Origin of the sequence: Roseobacter sp. AzwK-3b (assembly GCF_000170875.1) — a bacterium.
Classification (GTDB): domain Bacteria; phylum Pseudomonadota; class Alphaproteobacteria; order Rhodobacterales; family Rhodobacteraceae; genus Roseovarius; species Roseovarius litoreus.
Genome location: NZ_ABCR01000012.1, coordinates 83773 through 102743, shown reverse-complemented (window position 1 = coordinate 102743; position 18971 = coordinate 83773). Strand labels below are relative to the sequence as shown.

Genomic DNA, 18971 nt, shown 5'->3' with positions numbered 1-18971 from the left:
AGCCTTGGGACACGTTTGACCCAAAGGAGCACATGACATGGCCCGATCCTCTTCAAGACAGTCTGATAAGGATGCACGCCTTGCCCGCCTGACAGCGGGGCTACGGCCGGTGTTCCTGTATATCTTCGGCTTGTCCGGGATCATCAACATCCTGGCACTGACCGGCGCGTTCTACATGATGCAGATCTACGACCGCGCCCTGATGAGTGGCAGCATCCCCACGCTCGCCCTGATTTCGGTGCTGGCGCTTGGTCTTTACATGTTCCAGGGCGGTCTTGATGTCATCCGCTCTCAGATCCTCCACCGGGTCGGCGCGCGCTTCGATGCCCGGGTCGCTCCCGATATCCACCGCATGAGCATCGACATGCCGCGCTATGGCTTTTCCGTTGCCGAAGCGATGGAAAGGGGCCGCACCGTCGACACCCTGCGCAACTTCTTCGGCGGACCGGCGCTTGTGTCGCTGTTCGATCTGCCCTGGATGCCGATCTTTCTGGCCTTCGTGTTCGTGCTGCATCCGTATCTGGGCGCTCTGGCCATCGGCGGGGCCGTGGTTCTCACGCTGATGACCGTCCTGACCGAGCTCTTGACCCGCAAGGCGAATGCCCAGGTCAGCCGCGCCGCCGTTCAGCGCAGCTCGGTGGCCGAGGCCAATGCCCGCAACGCCGATGTCATCAAGGCGATGGGGTTCTCGTCGCAGGCTCTGGCCCAGTTCCAGCAGGCCAACGACGCGCACCTGACCCTGCAATCCGGGTCCAGCGACGTGACCCGCACCGTCGGCGCCTTGTCCAAGGTGCTGCGCATGATGCTGCAATCGGCGGTTCTGGGCCTTGGCGCCTATCTCACCATCATGGGCGAGATGACCGCTGGCGCGATCATCGCCGCCTCCGTGGCCTCGGCCCGTGCCCTTGCACCGATCGACTCGACCATCGCCAACTGGAAGAACCTGATCGCGGCCCGCAACGCCATGGCCACCATCCGTCAGACGATGGCCGCCCTGCCCGAACAGGCACGCCCCCTGCAGATGCCCGATCCCAAGCAGTCGTTCTCGGCCGAAGGGATCACCGTTGTGGCCCCCGGATCCGGTCGTGTGCTCCTGTCGGATGTGACCATTCAGCTCGAAGCCGGGCAGGCACTTGGCCTGATCGGTCCCAGTGGTGGCGGTAAATCCTCGCTGATGCGGGCGATGGCCGGGGTCTGGCCCGTGCTGCGCGGCCATGTCCGCCTGGATGGCGCCGATCTGGTGCAATGGGGCGAAGACACGATTTCGCGCAGCTTCGGCTATCTGCCGCAGGACTACACCCTGTTCGACACCACGATTGCCCGCAACATTTCGCGCCTTGCCGATCCTGATCCCGAAAAGGTCATCGCGGCGGCGCGTGCGGCGGGCGTTCATGAAATGATCCTCGCCATGCCCGACGGCTACGAAACGGAACTGGGCGCCAGCGCCACCAGCCTGTCGGGCGGTCAACGTCAGCGCATCGCTCTGGCACGGGCGCTCTATGGGGATCCGTTCGTTGTCCTGCTGGACGAGCCGAATTCGAACCTTGACGCAGAAGGCGAACGCGCCGTGAGCCATGCCATCCAGAGCATCCGTGATCGTGGCGGTATCGTGATCGTCGTTGCCCATCGCCCAAGCGCGCTCGAGCATGTCGATCTGGTCGGTGTCGTCCAGGATGGTGCCCTCAGCCGCTTTGGCCCCAAATCCGAGATCATGCGCGTCAAGGCCGCACCGGTGTCGCCCGTCAAGCCCCTCCGCGCAGCAGGCGCCGCCACGCAGGCCGCCTCGGCACCAGAGGAAACAGGCACATGATCGAGGTAAAATCAGCCAAGAAGGTCCAGACACCCGGCAAGGAGCGTCTGGCCGCGATGGACGGCTTGCGCCAGACGGTGACAGCCATCCCCAAGCGCAAGATCGGTATGGCGATGATGGCCCTGTTCGGTCTGGTCGCCTATATCAAGACCCTGCTCGGCGGCTCCGAGGTTGCAGCGCAAGCCGCCCCTGACGCACCCATCGCGGGTGACGACGGTGCCGCGCCCATCTGCGAGACGGACAATTCGTCGGCAGACAACAGCGGTCGCATGTCCTACGGCAACGCCGCGCTGTTCCAGGCCTCCGCGCGCGACGATGAAAATGGGGCGACCCTGACGTCGCCGCAATCCTCTCCCTCTTCGGTGCTGTCGCCCGCCAATTCGGGTTTGCAGCCCGAGCGGTTCGATGCGTCCGGCCTTCAACCCGCGCCCCTTAACTTCCAGCCCTTGGCATTTGCAACAGGCACGGAGCCCGGGCTCGAGCCGGGCCCCGGGACCGATCCCGGCACCCCGCCGTCCGGTGGAGGAGGCCCCGGTACCGGTACGGGTGGTGGAGGCCCCGGTGGTGGCGACGGAACACCGCCGTCCGCGGATCCTGATCCCGAAGACGAGGATGAAGACGAAATCGAGAATGAGAAAGATGATGATCTGCCTGGGGCGGTTGATGAAGGCGATGGGCCCGCTGAAGGCCCTGTAATCGATGAAGAGGAAGAGGACGAAGAAGGGGAAGACGAAGAAGGGGAAGACGAAGAAGGGGAAGACGAAGAAGGGGAAGACGAAGAAGAGGACGAACAGCTCGAAGAAGAAGGGGAGAACAAGGAAGAGGAAGAAGAGGACAAGGAAGAAGAGGAAGAGGAAGAAGAGGAAGAGGAAGAAGAGGACGAGGAAGAAGAGGAACTCGAGGGAGAAGAGGACGAGGGAGAAGAGGAACTTGAAAAAGACGCCGATGCGTACTGCCACGACGCCACAGATTGCGATGACAGAGACGATCACTCAGAGAGCTCCAACACAGAGGAGACATCCTGCGACGGTGCCAACGTCGATGAGTGCGATGCCGATCACAGCTGCGATCTAATTGCGGGCACTGACGCGGACTGCTTTGAAGATCCGATGCAGGCCGCCCGTGACATCACCTTCGGCCTGTCCACTGACGACGACTTGTCGGGCACCGATGCCGACGATCTCATCCATGCGGGCGACGGGGCCGACACTGTTCTGGGTGGCGCGGGCGATGATCTGCTGATCGGAGCGGCAGGCGACGACATCCTGACCGGCGGCAGCGGCAACGACCGTCTTGCCGGCGAGCAGGGTAACGACACGCTCGATGGCGGTGTCGGCGATGACATCCTCACTGGCGGCGCGGGCGATGACATTCTGTGGGACGGCACCGGCGCGGACCTGCTGTTTGGTGATGCAGGCAATGACACGATTTACCTTGCTGATGATCTGGAGGCCGATCAGGTTCATGGGGGTACGGGTGACGACATACTTGTCCTGACGGCTGGCGCTCGGACAGCACATGTGGATATGGCTGCTGGCAAGGTGACCCGGTCTGACAGCCCCACCGATACCTTCGATGGTATTGAGATTTTCACAGCGGGTGACGGGACAGAAGTTTTCGATCTGTCCGGGTTCTTTACGCCTGGAGGCAGCCGCGTGTCTGAAACCGTGTTCCAGATCCGCAACTTTGGTCACGACGATACGTTGGTTTTTGCTGACGATATCCGTCTTTCTCTGTCCGACCTGCAACAGGTGGATGGCAAGCGGGACATCAAGAACGACGGCTCTGATTTTGAGGCGCGCATCACGTCCTTTGATCCGGAAGCTGCAGCTGAGGAGCACGGGCGCCCTGGTTTCCGCCAAGATGATCAGGATGAACTGATGGTCCGCCGGATTGATCTGCGTCTCGAACAGGAGACGGGCGACACCGAAATCGAACTCTGGGTCACAAGTGACCTGGGCAACAAGCAATCAGACGACTTCACATCGTGAGTAGGAGAACGACCATGTCACGCAAGATAACAGACCCGAACGCTGCACAGGACGCGATTTATTCCATTCGCGGTCGTGTCATCACGGGTATTTTCATGGCCGGGCTTCTGGTCGCCGCCGTGTTCGGCTGGGCTGCGAATTCCAATCTGGTCAGCGCGGTCGTTGTCAGTGGCGAGGTTTCCGTCGATCGCGACCTGCGCGTGGTCCAGCACCGTGATGGCGGTATCGTCAAAGACATTCCGGTTAGTGCCGGCGACTTTGTCCAGCAGGGCGATATTCTGCTTAGCCTCGACGACACTTCGGCCAGAACCGAGCGTGCGATCCTTCATGGGAAAATCGCTGAACTTGCTATTCGCAAAAGTCGGCTGGAGGCACAGCGCGATCTGCGAAAGGAGTTTTCGGTCCCATCAGGTCTTGATGAATTGATCGTGTCCCCTGCTGCGCTGCAGGCCATCTATGTGGGTGAGCATCGTATTTTTGAGGGCAACCTGTCGTCGTTCATCAGCCGCAAGGAACAGATTGATCTGGGGATCGAGCAGGTCCGCACCGAAATCGATGGCCTCGAAGCCCGCCTTGACGCCAAACAGGATGAAATCCTGCTGGTTAAAGCTGAGAGTGCGCGTGTTGAAGATTTGTCCGAGCGTCAGCTCACGGTACGCAACGTTGCCTTCTCTATTGAGCGTGAAAATGTCCGCCTGCGTGGCGAACACGGGGAAATTCTGTCGGCACTGGGCCGCGCCCGCAGCCGCGTCAGCGAGCTCGAGCTGGAAATCCTCTCGATGCAGGAAACACTGCGCACTGATGCGCAACGCGAATTGCGCGAGATCGAAACCCAGCTGTCGGAACTCACCGAAAAGCGTTTCGTCATCGAAGACACCCTGTCGCGCACCGAAATCCGCGCGCCGATCTCGGGGCTGATCAACGATATGAACGTGAACTCTGTGGGCGGCGTCATCAGCCCGGCTGAAATTCTGGCCACGATTGTGCCTGAAGAGGCGGAGCTGGTCTTTACAGCCCGCGTTCCGGCGGTGTCGATCGAACAGGTCGACACAGGATATGCCGCCCGGATGCGCTTTGTCGCCTTTGACCAGAACGAAACCCCGGAGATTGAAGGGACCGTGTCCTATGTTGCAGCTGCTGCGACAAGCGATCCGCAAATGCCGGGTGATTTCTACTCCATCAAGGTGGATGTGACGCCCGATCAGCTGGCCCGCCTCGGTGGCAAGGAACTGCGCCCAGGCATGCCGGTCGAAGTCTATGTCACCACGGCCGAACGCACGGCGCTCTCCTATCTCGTCAAGCCCTTCAGCGATCAGTTCGCGCGGGCCTTCAAGGAAAGGTAACACCATGCTGCGCACTGTTATTCCGACTCTGATGGTTCTGGCAGCCTCGTCTGCTACAGCTCAAGAGAAGAACATGACTTGGAAGGCGCTTGAAGGTGACAGGCTGAATTTGAACGGCAGGATCATGCAGGTCCATGGCATCTCTTGCCCGTCTCCCAGGATTGCCTCTGGCATGAGTGCCAAGCGACTCGCCAACACGTTCTTGCGCGGAGGTATCGTGGTCTGTGCCACATCATTGCTCGAGGATGGAAGCGAGCTCGTGGATTGCGCGAAACGGGGTAATAATGGGCTGACGCTTAGCCAGATGTTGGTGTTCAGCGACCTGTGCAGACCGCGGCGTGACCAAGAGTGCCTAGCGCCACGTTTCGATGCTATGCCGACTTATGCGACGCCACCACCAGGTCCGCGTGACGTTTGATCAGTATTTTGACAGGAAAACTGTCTCGCAATGTTTATAGCTAAGCTGTGCGTGCCGGACAAATGGCTGCAATGAGAAACGCGACAAGAGGGCTCCGGCTATGGGCTGTAAAAAACGAGACAGGGATATCGAGAGGGACAGCATGTCGGACGACAGGTTTCAGATCAGTTTCACCCAAGATGGTGAGACACGTGTGATCACGCTTGAAGGTCGTCGCGAGGACTACGACTTCGAGTATGAAGATGGCGAGCTTGAAATCGAAGCACGTGAGGGCGATTTCGAATGGGAATTCGAGGATGTGGAGAGCTTCGAATTCTTGTCTTTCGATTCTGAAAAAGATCCGGTGGATCAGGGTGAAAGCAGCCCCGAACCTGGTCGGGTCGCGACACTGTCCGGCCCCCTGCATGTCAGTTTCACCCAAGATGGTGAGACACGTGTGATCACGCTTGAAGGCCGTCGCGAGGACTACGACTTCGAGTATGAAGATGGCGAGCTTGAAATCGAAGCACGTGAGGGCGATTTCGAATGGGAATTCGAGGATGTGGAGAGCTTCGAATTCTTGTCTTTCGATTCTGAAAAAGATCCGGTGGATCAGGGTGAAAGCAGCCCCGAACCTGGTCGGGTCGCGACACTGTCCGGCCCCCTGCATGTTTTCGATTTTCTGCTGCAGGATGGAGCGCTGGCGGTGCGCAACCGATTTGATGGTGAGGTGGAGTCGCTTGCGGAATTCGACAGCTTCATTGCCGGTGCGGAAACCTTCCGGACCGCCGATATCTTGGCACAACTTGAACAGCCTGGCCCCGACCTTTTGGCCGAAGGTGGTCCACGTCTGATGATGGTCAATACTCCAGATGCGACTCCAAGCGTGATCTGGGACCAGATCCTGCAATCCATTATTGTCGAAAGCGGCGGGGGACCGACCAACGCGGCGCGGTCCCTCTCAATCATGCATACCGCCATCTATGATGCGCAGGCCAGTTATGACTCGGTCGCGCAACGCGTATCGATCGACCTGGAAGGTGACAACCTCGATATCGCCAGCCTTTCTGATGCTTCCAGCGCCGAGATCGAGACCGCCATGCATGTCGCGGCCCACCATGTGCTGTCGGACCTTTACCCGAAATATCAGGAGAAATTCGATCAGGTGCTGTCACAGCGTCTTGGGCTAGATGTCTCTGATGACTCGCGGGCTTACGAGGTGGGGATTGATGCAGCCCAGGATGGTCTGACCCCGCGTCAGGCGGAAGCGGCACAGCTTGCCGCGCAGTCTGACGGGCTCTATACGCCTGTCAATTCTGATCCCGCACCAGAAACCCGTAAGGACATCGCGCGCTGGACACCCGAAAAACAGGGTATTTTGTCGCCTACACCAGAGGCGCTGCAGACCTTCCTGACCCCTGAGCTTAGCCTGGCTGAAGGGTTCGCGCTGCCTGAAACGCCCACCGGTGATACTGACACGGCGCTGACCCGTCCGGACGGCCCTGAGCCGTTTTTTACGCCGGAGCATGTGGATACGGTGCTTGATTTCCATGCCAGGACCATCACGCTTGCGGCTCCGGCAGAGATAAATGGCGTAGCGGTGGAGGCCGGTACTACGATATCTGTGGACAAGTCCCTGATCGGTCCGGTCATCAGCCCGGCCTTCATCGCTCAGGCTGAAGCCATAGTTCAGACCAGTGCGACGCTGACCGAGGATCAGAAGATGGTCGCTGAATTCTGGGAAGATGGGCCTGGCACCAGCTTCCCCCCTGGCGCTTGGATGACGCTAACGCAATATGTCTCTCAGCGTGATGGGCATGACGCAGCAACTGACGCGCTTTTGTTCATGACAATGGGCAATGCCATGTTTGATGCTGCAATTGCGACATGGGATGCCAAGGTGCATTTCGACTATGCGCGACCTGTCACAGTCATCCGTGACTTGGGGCAGCTGGGGCTGATCGGCGAGCCTGGCGTGGACGAGCTGACCAGGGAGACCGGATATGTGATCCAGGCGTTCGGCGGCATCGACCCCGACACCGGCACTAGCCTTGGCACCCGCACGATCCTGGCCGAGAACTTCATCACCTACCAGCTGCCTGGCGGTGAACAGTCTCCCCCCTTCGCAGAATATACCTCGGGACACAGTACGTTTTCGGCGGCTGGTGCGGCCGTGCTTCAGGCGTTCACCGGGTCGGACAATCTGGATGCACATATCACCGTGCCTCCTCAGACCAGCGCCTTTGATGTAGCCCTGCCGGGCGATGTTTACCAGTTTCAATGGGATACGTTTTCCGAGGCAGCCATCGATGGTGGTGCGTCGCGGATCTATGGCGGGATTCACTTTAGCGACGGTAACGTTGATGGGCTCAGCGCCGGCGCCACCATCGGCGCGGATGCCTACGCACTTGCGGTAGACTTTGCCAATGGCACGGCACAGCCAGAACAACAGCCGTTCTTTGATGAGTTTTTCATCGCTTGAGTGTGGCGCATCGTTGTGCCGTGGCCCCAAGTGGATCGTAAGCGTTCGCTGGACAACACTGACGGCTTAGCTTGACGGCTTGAAGTTCCACGGTAGCAAGTCTTCGATATGGTTTTGCGGGTGGCCATTGGCGATCGCTGTGAGGGTTGCCTTGAGATAGGCGAAGGGCTCGACGCCGTTGATTTTGCAGGTTTCGATGAGCGAGGCAATGCGGCCCCAAGCGATGCCGCCCTCGTCGTGACCCGCGAAGAGTGAGTTCTTGCGGTTCAAAGCGATCGGTCGGATCATGTTTTCGACGCGGTTGTTGTCGATCTCGACGCGACCATCAGCCAAGAAGGTCTGCAGCCCGTCCCAGTGATTGTGGATGTAAGTCAGCTTTTCGCCCAAGCGGGATTTGGCAGAGACCTTGCGTCGCTCAGCCTGCAGCCAATCACCGAAGGCCGCGACCAGTGGAGCGCTGTGGGTCTGGCGGGCAGACAATCGCTGGCCGGGGGAGATGCCACGAATGTCAGCTTCTACGGCATAGATCCCGGCGATGCGGCGCAGGCCTTCGGCGGCGATCTCTGATCTATCGCGGTCAAAGACTTCGTTCAGTTTGCGCCGGGCATGGGCCCAGCAATGGGCCACGCGAATGGGATTGCCGCCCTTGCGGGTAGGCTTGGTCAGCCGGTTGTAGCCCTGGTATCCGTCGATCTGAAGGATGCCATCAAAGCCTGTCAGGAATGTTTCGGCATTCTGGCCCGCGCGCCCGGGGGCATAGAAGTAGACCACGCCTGGCGGGTCCTCACCGCCCCATGGTCGGTCATCGCGGGCCAGTGCCCAGAGATACCCGGTTTTGGTTTTGCCGCGCCCTGGGTCCAGCACCGGGGCCGTGGTTTCATCCATGAACAGCTTGCTGGATCGCTTCAGATGGTCGGTCAGCCGGTCGACGACGGGCTTGAGATGGAACGCCGCCTTACCCACCCAATCGGCCAGCACAGCGCGGTGCAGATCAAGACCCGCCCGCGCCAGAATCTGGCTTTGGCGGTATAGTGGCAGGTGGTCGGCATATTTGCTGACCAGCACATGGGCGATGGTCGCCTCGGTCGGCAGGCCGCCCATGATCAGATGCGATGGTGCGGGGGCTTGGGTCACGCCGTCGGTGCAGGTCCGGCAGGCGTATTTCGGGCGCACGGTGACGATGACGCGCAACTGCGCTGGCACGATATCAAGCCGCTCGCTGCGGTCTTCACCGATCTTGTGCATGACGCCACAGCCACAAGGGCAAATCAGGCTCTCGGGTTCGATGACCTCTTCGATGCGGGGCAATGCTGTCGGCAGATTGCCGATGGTGCGCTTCGGCGCAGGCTTGGTTGTCGTCTTGTCACCTGACCTGTCAGCCAGATGTTCCTTCTGCACCTCGACCTCTGCCAGTGCGATGGACAGATCCTCGAACGCCAGCTGTCGCTCATCCTCGGTCAGCTTTTCCGACCGCTTCCCATGCAGGGCATGGTTCAACTCGGCGATCAGGTGCTCTTGCCGTTGGGTTATTTCTGTGAGCGCCGCTACCTTTTCCATCAACGCCAGAACCGCCGCGCGTTGCGCAGCCGGGATAGCGGAAAGATCAAGTTGCGGGGCAGTTTGCATAGGCCATAGCTACCCAGATGCCCCAGTAAAATCACGCAAAAACATATGGTTGATTCACTCTGCCGCAGCAGGGGGGCGCGCCTCTAAGGCTTTAACCTTACGCCAGTCCAGCCCGGCAAACAGCGCCTCGAACTGGGCATGGTTCAACGCCATCACCCCGTCCTTGATCGCAGGCCAGGTGAAGGTTGCCTCCTCCAGTCGCTTGTAAGCCATCACCAGACCGGTGCCGTCCCAGTAAAGAAGCTTCAGCCGATCGGCACGGCGCGATCGGAACACAAACACCGTGCCGGTGAACGGATCCTTGCGCAGCACAGATGACACGATTGCCGCCAGACCATCATGACCTTTCCTGAAGTCCACTGGCTGCGTCGAGACCAGAACCCGCACGCGGTTTGACGGGAACATCATGGCCGCGCCCCGATTGCCCGCACGATCTCGGCAATCCGGTCAGAACTGGTGGTGCCATCGACCCGGATTGTCACACGACCTATCGCAATCTCGATGGGTTTACAGGACAACCCGTCAGGCTTTGTGGGCTGCCCGGCGACAGCCGGCACATCCGCACCGCCGCCACCATCCGACACGACGATCGGTGCAAAACAGAAGCTGTCATCTTCAACCACAGGCAAAACCAACCGGCCATCACGTGCCCGACTACGCCATTCCGATAAATGGTTCGCCCGAAGACCATACCGCGCCGCAACTGCATTCACGCTCACACCTGGCTGCAAACTCTCAGCAACGATCCGAGCCTTTATCTCATCCGGCCAGCGTCGCTGTCCGTTGGTCCTTATGTCCACCCCGTAATCCCGGAGAAACTCCAACGTAGTCGCCATCGCGAAACTCCTGCACCGATCTCCATCGGACATGGCATCGCAGGTCAGACAAGCGGGTAAAAGGTGAGGGCCAGCGACCGCTTACAGTGGATCTAAAGGTCTGATGGCTTGATCCTCATGAGCAGGCTTTGCGAACAGTCGCTTTTGGCCTGGTAGTCGCAGCCAGCGCGCGACGCCATATGCTCAAGGATGTCACGGGCCAGCCTGATGCGTTCGAATGGCCCAATGATAACGCCGGTGTCCGTGTTGCACGGTGCTGTCTTTCCTTGGTGCACGGCGCTGATATGGATTTTTCCTGCGTCTTCGTGGGATGTTTGAATGGTGATGTTGGTCGCGGCATCGCCTGCGGACATACGGGCGATTTCGAGCATGGAGAACATCAATTGCATGAGGATCTCGCTTTGTGCAGGGCCGATGGGCAAATTCGGCCCCTCGCAATGAATATCCAGCGTGTTGCCGGTGTTCGTGAACATGAATTCGAACCGCTTTTGCAGCTCTGTTGCCAAGCCCTGCAGATCTGTCGGCAAGCCTGTCGGAAGCGAAGCCTTGGCTTCAAGGGCGCTGAAGGCGACCACGCGTTCGACGCGTAATTGCATCCATTTCAGCGCTTCCTGGCGCGCCTCCTCCAGCCCTGCGGCAAGAGATGGGTCCTCGCGCGATGCCATGGCGATGCCCTGCAAGGCGTTCAATGGATTTCTTAGATCGTCGCTCACCATATCCAGAAACCGCAGCTTGATCGTGTTTGACCGTTGCAAAGGCCGGATCAGCAGCCAGTAGAACACAGGCGCCATGATGCAGAACAACAGCACCGCATCCAGGATCGCCTGGCTCCATATGGCCTGTGTTAGCCAAGGCATCCGCTGCTCGAGTTTGGCCAGACCCAGCATGATGCATAGCTCGGCCCCAACGAGCGTGACCAAAACAACAAAGACTTTGCTGAGCGAAATATCACGAGACATGGTCAGTCTGGATGTTCGGAAGGGACAGGACCGGTTGGCCAAGCGTTTTGCCCTGCGGGGAGCGTGCTTTGTGCTGTCGCGATGACCGTGGAGATGATCCCGAGAATTTGCGTTCATGGGCATCGCCCCGGTTCTTGAGGCGCATATGGAGCGCGGTTCTACGGCTTCATAATCGCTACCATGTTCCGAATCGCACATCCATGATTTTTGGCATGTCGGGAGCGGCAGAACAGCACATGGCTGCGGAGTCAGACTAAAGTCCAAGGTCTTGCCGGACCATGGGCTGCGAGCGTGTCACATGATTAAAGGCGCTTTGAACACAATTATAACGCGCCGCCGCAGCTGTGCCTTGATTTGGATCAATTTTGGACATGTGGCGCTACATTTAAAGTTGTTTAATATCAGAGGCATAGGTATATTTTTGCCATAAGAAATGTGATGGTCTCACGTGGTGTTCCTACTTACGGGTAAGACGAATCGCGACTTTCGCCTGGTCGCCTGCGCTACAAAAGTCTCCCAATTCTCCAAAGATAGCTCGGAATCAATGGGGTGGAATGGGACAAAGGCTGCGACGTTGTCGTTTTGGGAAAGACGGAAACCTTAACTGACTTGGGAAACAGTGCCGACACCGCTTCTGCTGCGGGCGCGCCGAACTTTGGGGAAGATTGATGTTTAAAACGATGGTGATTTGCGATCACGCATTCACGCGTGCCGGCTTCCAACACCTTATCGAGCCGTGTGCAGGTTTTGATTTGCAGCGGCTGCTGCCTACAGCCCTGAACTCGTCGAGACGTGCGCCCGCGATGGATATGAGTGGGTGATCGTCGATCTTGGATCCCTTGACCAGCCGATGAAGTGCTCCGCGCCGTTCGCAAGTCGTGCGACATGGTCCGTATTTTGGCCTTCTGTTCTGAGAAGGGTATAGACATGGCGGTTGACGCGTTGGATGCGGGAGCATCGGGTATCCTGACCTATAATAGTGAAATGTCTGATCTGCGTGTCGCGGCACGCCGTGTCATGAATGGCGACAACTATGTGCAGCCCGACATGGCAATGGATATCTTCGCCAAGCTGCGTCAGGCCGAAGCCAAGCGCAAAGAGGCCGAGCGCCTGCGCCTGACCGCCCGCGAAAGCCAGGTAGTCCGCCATCTGATGCAGGGCATGACCAACGGTCAGATCTCGGTCGAACTCAACATCAGCGAGAAAACCGTCAAGCACTATGTCGGCTCTCTCAAGGACAAGTTTGGTGCCGCCAACCGCCTCGAGGTGGTTCTGGAAGCACAGCGTCTCGGGGTCTGATCCCGGTTTTCGGGGGTGGCCGCCCGGCGCCCCCGTCTCTGAATGGTCTGGTCATGGTTCCCTAAAGCCCGACCATTTAGCGGCGCGTTTGTAATGGCGTCTCAGGCATTCGCGAACGCGCCGCACCCCTCTATCCCAAAGCCATATGCTCCGGCTCTCCGGTTTCCCGGCCCTGACGCTCCGCGGCTCAGGGTCGTTTGCCGTTGCGCGCCCCGATGGTCCGCATGGTCGTCAGTCATAGTGCGGACCTCGCCTTGGACCTTGGTATGAGTTTCGCTTGGACCTTCTCATCTGTGGTCCGGCCCGCATCGCCGTTAGCTTTCCTGCACATCAATGGATCAGTTTAAGTTTCGCAGGAAGGCCAGCATGTCACAGCAAAAGATCATATCCCGACCAAGCTGCTCAGGGTGCCTTGGCTGTCACCGCGGCCGCGACTTTCACCTCGATGCGGCCCTTGATCGTCTGCACCAGGAGGGCCGTTACCGGACCTTCATCGACATCGAACGCCGCAATGGCCAGTTTCCGCATGCCACATGGCGCCGCCCCGACGGCACCGAGCAGCCGATCACCGTCTGGTGCGGCAACGACTATCTGGGCATGGGCCAGCACCCCGAGGTCCTGTCGGCGATGCACGAGGCGCTGGATGCCACTGGCGCGGGCTCGGGCGGCACGCGCAACATTTCCGGCACCACGGTCTATCACAAGCGGCTCGAGGCAGAGCTGGCCGACCTGCACGGCAAGGAAGCGGCGCTGCTGTTCACCTCGGCCTATATCGCGAATGACGCGACATTGAGCACGCTGCCCAAATTGTTCCCGGGGCTCATCATCTATTCGGACGCGCTCAACCACGCCTCGATGATCGAGGGCGTGCGCCGCAATGGCGGGGCCAAGCGCATCTTCCGCCACAACGACATGGCGCATCTGCGCGAGCTGCTGGCGGCGGACGATCCCGCCGCGCCCAAGCTCATCGCCTTCGAATCGGTCTACTCGATGGATGGCGATTTCGGCCCGATCGAGGAGATCTGCGATCTGGCCGACGAGTTTGGCGCGCTGACCTATATCGACGAGGTGCACGCGGTGGGCATGTATGGCCCGCGCGGCGCCGGCGTGGCTGAGCGCGACCGCCTGATGCACCGCATCGACATCATCAACGGCACGCTGGCCAAGGCCTATGGCGTGATGGGCGGCTATATCGCGGCAAGTGCGAAAATGTGTGACGCCGTGCGCAGTTACGCGCCGGGCTTCATCTTCACCACCTCGCTGCCGCCCGCGGTGGCCGCGGGGGCTGCGGCCAGTGTTGCGCATCTCAAGCGCGACGGGTCGCTGCGCGAGGCGCACCAGACGCAGGCGAAGATCCTCAAGACCCGTCTCAAGGGCATGGGCCTGCCGCTGATCGATCACGGCAGCCATATCGTGCCGGTGATCGTGGGCGATCCGGTGCATACCAAGAAGCTGAGCGACATGCTGCTCGAGGGCTATGGCATCTATGTCCAGCCGATCAACTTCCCGACCGTGCCGCGGGGCACCGAGCGCCTGCGCTTCACCCCCTCGCCGGTCCACGGCCCGCGCGAAATGGATGCGCTGGTCAACGCCATGGACGCCCTCTGGAGCCATTGCGCGCTCAACCGCATCGACCTCGCCGGCTGATATCACCACCAGGAAGGAGCCTGACCGATGCGCTGGATCACGCGAGGCGCCGTTGTCGCCACCGTCGCCATTCTGTGCCCCTTGGGGATTTCGCGGCTGACCGCGACGGAAATGGCCGGGCCCATCGACGCGCCGGCCCCGGTCACGGCCTCGGTGCGGCGTGCGGATCCTCTTCGGGTCGAAGACGTGCTGCATGCCTTCGGTCATGTCGTCCCTGCGGATATCATCCGCGTGTCGATGCCGCGCCATGCGGCCCCGGTGACGGACATTCTGGTGAACGAAGGCGATTGGGTCGACGCCGGGCAGCTCCTCGTCCGCATCGACCGGACCGATATCCAGCGCGATCTTCTGCAGGCTCAGGCCACGCTCTCGGCCACCCGCGCCGATATCCGCATCGCCCGGTCCAGTCTGCAGGTCGCGGCCACCGACATCGCGCAGCGCCGCGCCGAACTCGACCGGCTCGAACGTCTGGCCAAAACCGGCGCCTCCTCCGAGGTGCAGCGGCAGGACGCCACCCGCGCGCTGCAACAGGCGATGTCCGAACACGAGGCCGCCAAGGCCCGTCTTGCCGGAGCGCAGACCAGTGAAACCCTCGCCCGGCTCGAGGTCGAGCGCGTCAGCACTCTGACCGATCAGATGGATATTCGCGCACCGGTCGCGGGCGCGTGACAAAGATCATGTCGATCCCGGTGACACCCCGGTCATGGCGGCCTGTCTCGGTCTTGCGCGCCGACCGGATGGAGGCGGTGCTGGCCGTCCCCCCGCATGTCCTTGCCCGCGTCTCTGTCGGTGATCCGGTCCGCCTCTGGGCGCCGGATGGCGGGATGATCGCCGCCGATGTCACGCGGATCACCCCGTCTACCGGCCCCGATGCCGGTCTGGCGCGCGTCGCGGTGGACCTGCCCGATGGGCACTCCCATCTTGCCGGGGCCAGCCTGCGTGGCGAAATCATCGTGGATCAGCGCGTTGCGATCATCGTGCCCACATCCGCCCTCGTGGCGCTCGAGACCGGCCCCGGCGTCTTGCGCGTGGTCGATCGGCGCACGGTCGCGACACCGGTCGATCTGTCCATGCGTCCCGGCGGCGCCGACGCCGAGATCGTCTCGGGCCTGCCCCAAGGCGCGGTCTATGTCGCTGTCGCCTCGCTCCTCCTGCGGGATGGCGAGACGCTGATAGACATGGATGCGCTGACCGAAATCGGCGTGAAACAGACAGCGGCGCTGCATCTCGGGCTGGCCCGGCGATGACCTTCACGGACGGCATCCTGCGCCATGCGGTCTTGGCGGTCATCGTCATCACCGTTCTGGCGCTTCTGGGCTTGCGCGCGGGTCTGACCCTGCCGCTCACCCATCTGCCCGATATCGGTGACAACCGGATCGTGCTGCGCCTGACGGCGCCCGATGCCTCGCTCACCGCGACCGATCACGATCTGGCCCAGCCGGTCTATCGCGCGCTGTCGTCCTTGCCCGACGTCACCTCGATCCGCGCGCAGATCACGTCCGGACAACTGGTCATGACCCTCAGCCTGCGCAACTCCCGTACGGCCCAGGACAGTCTCGCCAAGGTGCAGGACCGGCTTCAGGCGCTCAGACCCGATCTTGATCTGGCGGTCTCCATCGACGAGATCCGCGCCACCTCCTCGCGCCGTCAGGCCGCGTTGGAGCTGGCCATTCTGCCCCGCGACGGCGACATCGTCACCGCCAGCGATGCGCTGCGCGATACCATCCTGCCCACCTTGCGCAAGATCGACGGCATCGCCGAGATCGAGGTTCAGGGCACCGCCCGCGCCGAACTGGTGATCCAGACAACCGACCCTCAGCTTGCCTCGGTCGGGCTGACCTTCGCCGCGCTGAACCGCCAGATCACGCAGGCGCTGTCGCAGCAGGTGGCGGCACAAGTGGCGGTGTCCTCTGTCCCGACCGCGGGCACCATCCTGTTCTCGCTGCCGCAGAACATGCTGGCCGCAGAGGCGGCGCAAACACTCTCCGCCCTGTCGCTGACCACCGCCTCGGGCCAGAAGATCCCGCTTGCGGCCGTGGCGCGTGTGTCGACTGCGCCCGCCCCGCGCGACTGGCTCACCCGGCACAATGGAACCCCCGCGATCCTGGCACAGATCCATGCCGCGACCGGCGCCGACCTCGTGACGCTCAGCCGGGATATGGACCGTGTTCTGACCGATCTCCGGCACAGCCGCCCCGATCTGGCGCTCGACGTTGTCGCGCGCCCGGCCAAGCAGGCGATCCGCTCGCTTGGCGCCACCCGGCAGGCGCTGCTGGAAGGCTGCCTGCTGGTCATCGCGGTGATCGCGCTTGCGCTGAAATCCTGGCGCGCGACGGCCCTTGCCGCGTTGGCCATTCCGCTCTCTGTTCTGCCCACGCTCTATGTGATGCAGGTGCTTGGCCTCAGCCTGAACATCGTCAGCTTGCTGGCCCTTACCCTTGCCTCGGGACTCGTCGTGGACGACGCGATCGTCGAAATCGAGAATATCCACACTCATCAGCACCACAGCCGCGACTCCCGCAAGGCCGTGGCGCGCGCGGTCGATGAAATGGCCCGCCCCGTGATTGCCACAAGCCTTGCCCTTCTGGCGGTGTTCCTGCCCGTCGCGACCATGCCGGGCGAGGCCGGTCTCTATTTTCAGGCGTTCGGCTACACGTTGTGCATCGCGACGGTGTTTTCCCTGCTGGTCTCGCGGCTCGTGATCCCGGGCCTTGCCCTGCGCTTCGCGGGCAGCCCCGTGGCCCGTCCCGCAGCTCCCTCGGCCCGGCGACTGGCCCGGCGCTACCGTGCGGTGGTCATCCGCGCGCTGCGCTTACGGTGGCTCTGTCTGGCAGGGGCCGGGCTTGTGGCGTGGCTCTCTGTGGTCTCGGCGCTCAATCATCCCGGGGCGTTCATTCCTCTGGACCGCGACGCGCTGTTGCGCTTTGACATGGCGCTGCCACCCACAATGCCCCCCAAGGCGCGTCTGGACCATCTTGCCGCGCTCGAACGCGATCTTCTGGCGGACAAGGGCGTGCGCGGCCTGACGGTGATCGCCTCGGATCAACCCGACGATACACTCCGCCTGCTGATCCAAACCGACGGCACCGCCCCGATCGCGGCCCGGGTGCGCGACGCGCTCCGCCAGACTGCCGATGCGCGGGCCTTGCCGCTCACCAGTGCCGGGCGTCCGGCGCTGGTGCTCGATCTGGCGGCCCCGGACCGCCAGAGCCTTGAAATCGCGGCGCCTGCGATTCTGGCCGCCATCGCGCAACTCCCCGAGGATATTCCCATCCTGTCGCCAATGGCCGCCCGACAGGCGCAGGTGCGTTTCCTGCCCGATCAAGGGCTCTTGCGACAGCTTGACCTCAGCGCGGCGGATCTTGTCGCCGCCCTTCAGGGCCATGCACACCCCGACGATCACCTGATCGCGAGGATCGAGGGCGATGACCAACAGCCGCTCGGCCTGCGCAGTCGGCTGGTGGCATCCAGCCCCGACGCCCCCGCGCCGAATGACCTGAGCTTCGCACCCGTGGCCTTGCCGGGGGGCGGCACCATGCCGCTTGCCGCGCTTGGACGGTTCGATCTGGAGTTCGCGCATCTGCGGCTCGACCGCCGCGATGGTCTTTATGTGCTGCCTCTTCTGGCCGCGCCCCCTTCGGCGGCCAGTGCGCGCCGCGTCACCGAAATCGCCGAGGCCGAGGTTGCCCGCCTGTCCTCCGATCTGCCCGGTCTGGCCCTGCTGCCTGCAGGCGACACCGCCTCCCGGCGCGCGATGATGTCCGACCTTGGCCGCGCCTTGGGCAGCATGCTCTTGCTGCTTATCGCGGTGCTCTATGCGCTCTTCCGCTCGATGGCGCAGGTCGGGGTGATTCTCGTCTCGCTGGTCTTTGCGTTGAGTGGCGGAATGCTGGTCCTGTCGGTGACCGGCCTGCCGGTGTCCCTGCCGGTGCTGATCGGTCTGATCCTGCTGCTCGGCATCGTCGCCAAGAACGCGATTCTTCTGATCGACCGGGCGCAAACCCTGGTCGCGCGGCACGGCAACATGGCGCAGGCGGTGATCGCCGCCGCCTCGGACCGCGCGCGCCCGATCATCATGACCAGCGTTGCGATGATTGCCGGGATGCTGCCTGCGGCCCTTCCGTGGCTCGAGGGATCGGCCTTCCGTCAACCGCTGGCGCTGACCGTGATCGGCGGCGTCGCGGTCTCGACCCTGCTCAGCCTGGTGGTCACGCCGGTCCTGTGCCTCATGGCCCACGGCGCCGCGTGCCGGATCATGCGCATTGCTCCCAAATCCAAGGCCCTGCGTATCGCGCACGCCTGACGCAGTTTGTTAACGCCATTGAGCTAGCCTGACGAATCCGATTCGGCTATGGGCTATACGAAGGTCTTGCGCCAGCGTCGCATGTTCTGGTGCTTTGGACCCAAGGTTCGGGTTTTGCGCCAGCCCTGCCCGTTCCCTGTCGTTTTACAGCCTGTTTATGCGCTTTAGCGCCGCAAAAACGCCCCAAACTCCGACTTTGGTCTGACGACCATCCTACCTTCGTAGGGTTTTTGGCGCGACCTTGAGCGCCTCCGGCAAACGGTCCTCCTTGGTATCAA

13 protein-coding genes are annotated in these 18971 nt (G+C 61.6%); 9 read left to right on the top strand and 4 right to left on the bottom strand.

What is annotated here, in order from left to right; translation table 11 throughout:
- The first annotated feature begins 37 nt into the window (after positions 1 to 37).
- The 4 genes from RAZWK3B_RS17510 (at position 38) to RAZWK3B_RS17490 (ending at position 8023) form a co-directional block, all read left to right on the top strand.
- The gene (locus RAZWK3B_RS17510) at positions 38 to 1810 is read left to right on the top strand and encodes a type I secretion system permease/ATPase (protein WP_050774273.1); all 1773 of its coding nucleotides are present in this window, start codon (positions 38 to 40) and stop codon (positions 1808 to 1810) included.
- The gene (locus tag RAZWK3B_RS21870; RefSeq protein WP_007817500.1) at positions 1807 to 3801 is read left to right on the top strand and encodes a calcium-binding protein; all 1995 of its coding nucleotides are present in this window, start codon (positions 1807 to 1809) and stop codon (positions 3799 to 3801) included. The genes RAZWK3B_RS17510 and RAZWK3B_RS21870 overlap by 4 nt, the downstream gene beginning before the upstream one ends.
- A 14-nt stretch (positions 3802 to 3815) precedes the next feature.
- Positions 3816 to 5144: an HlyD family type I secretion periplasmic adaptor subunit gene (locus RAZWK3B_RS17500; protein ID WP_007817499.1), complete on the top strand. Its 1329-nt coding sequence runs from the start codon at positions 3816 to 3818 to the stop codon at positions 5142 to 5144.
- 560 nt (positions 5145 to 5704) lie between these two features.
- On the top strand, positions 5705 to 8023 hold the full coding sequence (locus RAZWK3B_RS17490) for a vanadium-dependent haloperoxidase (RefSeq protein ID WP_007817497.1): 2319 nt from the start codon (positions 5705 to 5707) through the stop codon (positions 8021 to 8023).
- Between the two features lie 66 nt (positions 8024 to 8089).
- Here RAZWK3B_RS17490 and tnpC read toward each other — a convergent pair whose 3' ends face one another.
- The 4 genes from tnpC to RAZWK3B_RS17470 form a co-directional block, all read right to left on the bottom strand.
- Positions 8090 to 9649: an IS66 family transposase gene (gene tnpC / locus RAZWK3B_RS17485; protein WP_007813144.1), complete on the bottom strand. Its 1560-nt coding sequence runs from the start codon at positions 9647 to 9649 to the stop codon at positions 8090 to 8092.
- A gap of 54 nt (positions 9650 to 9703) precedes the next feature.
- On the bottom strand, positions 9704 to 10057 hold the full coding sequence (tnpB, locus tag RAZWK3B_RS17480) for an IS66 family insertion sequence element accessory protein TnpB (RefSeq protein ID WP_007812645.1): 354 nt from the start codon (positions 10055 to 10057) through the stop codon (positions 9704 to 9706).
- On the bottom strand, positions 10054 to 10485 hold the full coding sequence (gene tnpA / locus RAZWK3B_RS17475; RefSeq protein ID WP_007811945.1) for an IS66-like element accessory protein TnpA: 432 nt from the start codon (positions 10483 to 10485) through the stop codon (positions 10054 to 10056). The genes tnpB and tnpA overlap by 4 nt, the downstream gene beginning before the upstream one ends.
- 92 nt (positions 10486 to 10577) lie before the next feature.
- Positions 10578 to 11486 (bottom strand): sensor histidine kinase, encoded by a 909-nt coding sequence (locus RAZWK3B_RS17470; protein WP_232279559.1) that lies wholly within the window; start codon positions 11484 to 11486, stop codon positions 10578 to 10580.
- An 885-nt stretch (positions 11487 to 12371) separates the two neighbouring features.
- Between RAZWK3B_RS17470 and RAZWK3B_RS21755 the strand changes: the two genes are divergently transcribed.
- The 5 genes from RAZWK3B_RS21755 (at position 12372) to RAZWK3B_RS17445 (ending at position 18693) form a co-directional block, all read left to right on the top strand.
- Positions 12372 to 12743, top strand: a complete 372-nt coding sequence (locus RAZWK3B_RS21755) for a response regulator transcription factor (RefSeq protein WP_007817492.1) — start codon at positions 12372 to 12374, stop codon at positions 12741 to 12743.
- Between the two features lie 366 nt (positions 12744 to 13109).
- Positions 13110 to 14390 carry a 5-aminolevulinate synthase gene (gene hemA / locus RAZWK3B_RS17460; RefSeq protein ID WP_007811312.1) on the top strand — a complete coding sequence of 427 codons (1281 nt, stop codon included), beginning with the start codon at positions 13110 to 13112 and terminating at the stop codon, positions 14388 to 14390.
- 27 nt (positions 14391 to 14417) lie between these two features.
- On the top strand, positions 14418 to 15059 hold the full coding sequence (locus RAZWK3B_RS17455; RefSeq protein ID WP_007817490.1) for an HlyD family secretion protein: 642 nt from the start codon (positions 14418 to 14420) through the stop codon (positions 15057 to 15059).
- Positions 15056 to 15637, top strand: a complete 582-nt coding sequence (locus tag RAZWK3B_RS17450; protein ID WP_037296199.1) for an efflux RND transporter periplasmic adaptor subunit — start codon at positions 15056 to 15058, stop codon at positions 15635 to 15637. Before RAZWK3B_RS17455 ends, RAZWK3B_RS17450 begins: the two co-directional genes overlap by 4 nt.
- A complete protein-coding gene (locus RAZWK3B_RS17445; RefSeq protein WP_007817486.1) occupies positions 15634 to 18693 on the top strand; it encodes an efflux RND transporter permease subunit in 3060 nt (1019 codons plus the stop codon). Before RAZWK3B_RS17450 ends, RAZWK3B_RS17445 begins: the two co-directional genes overlap by 4 nt.
- Positions 18694 to 18971: the final 278 nt, after the last annotated feature.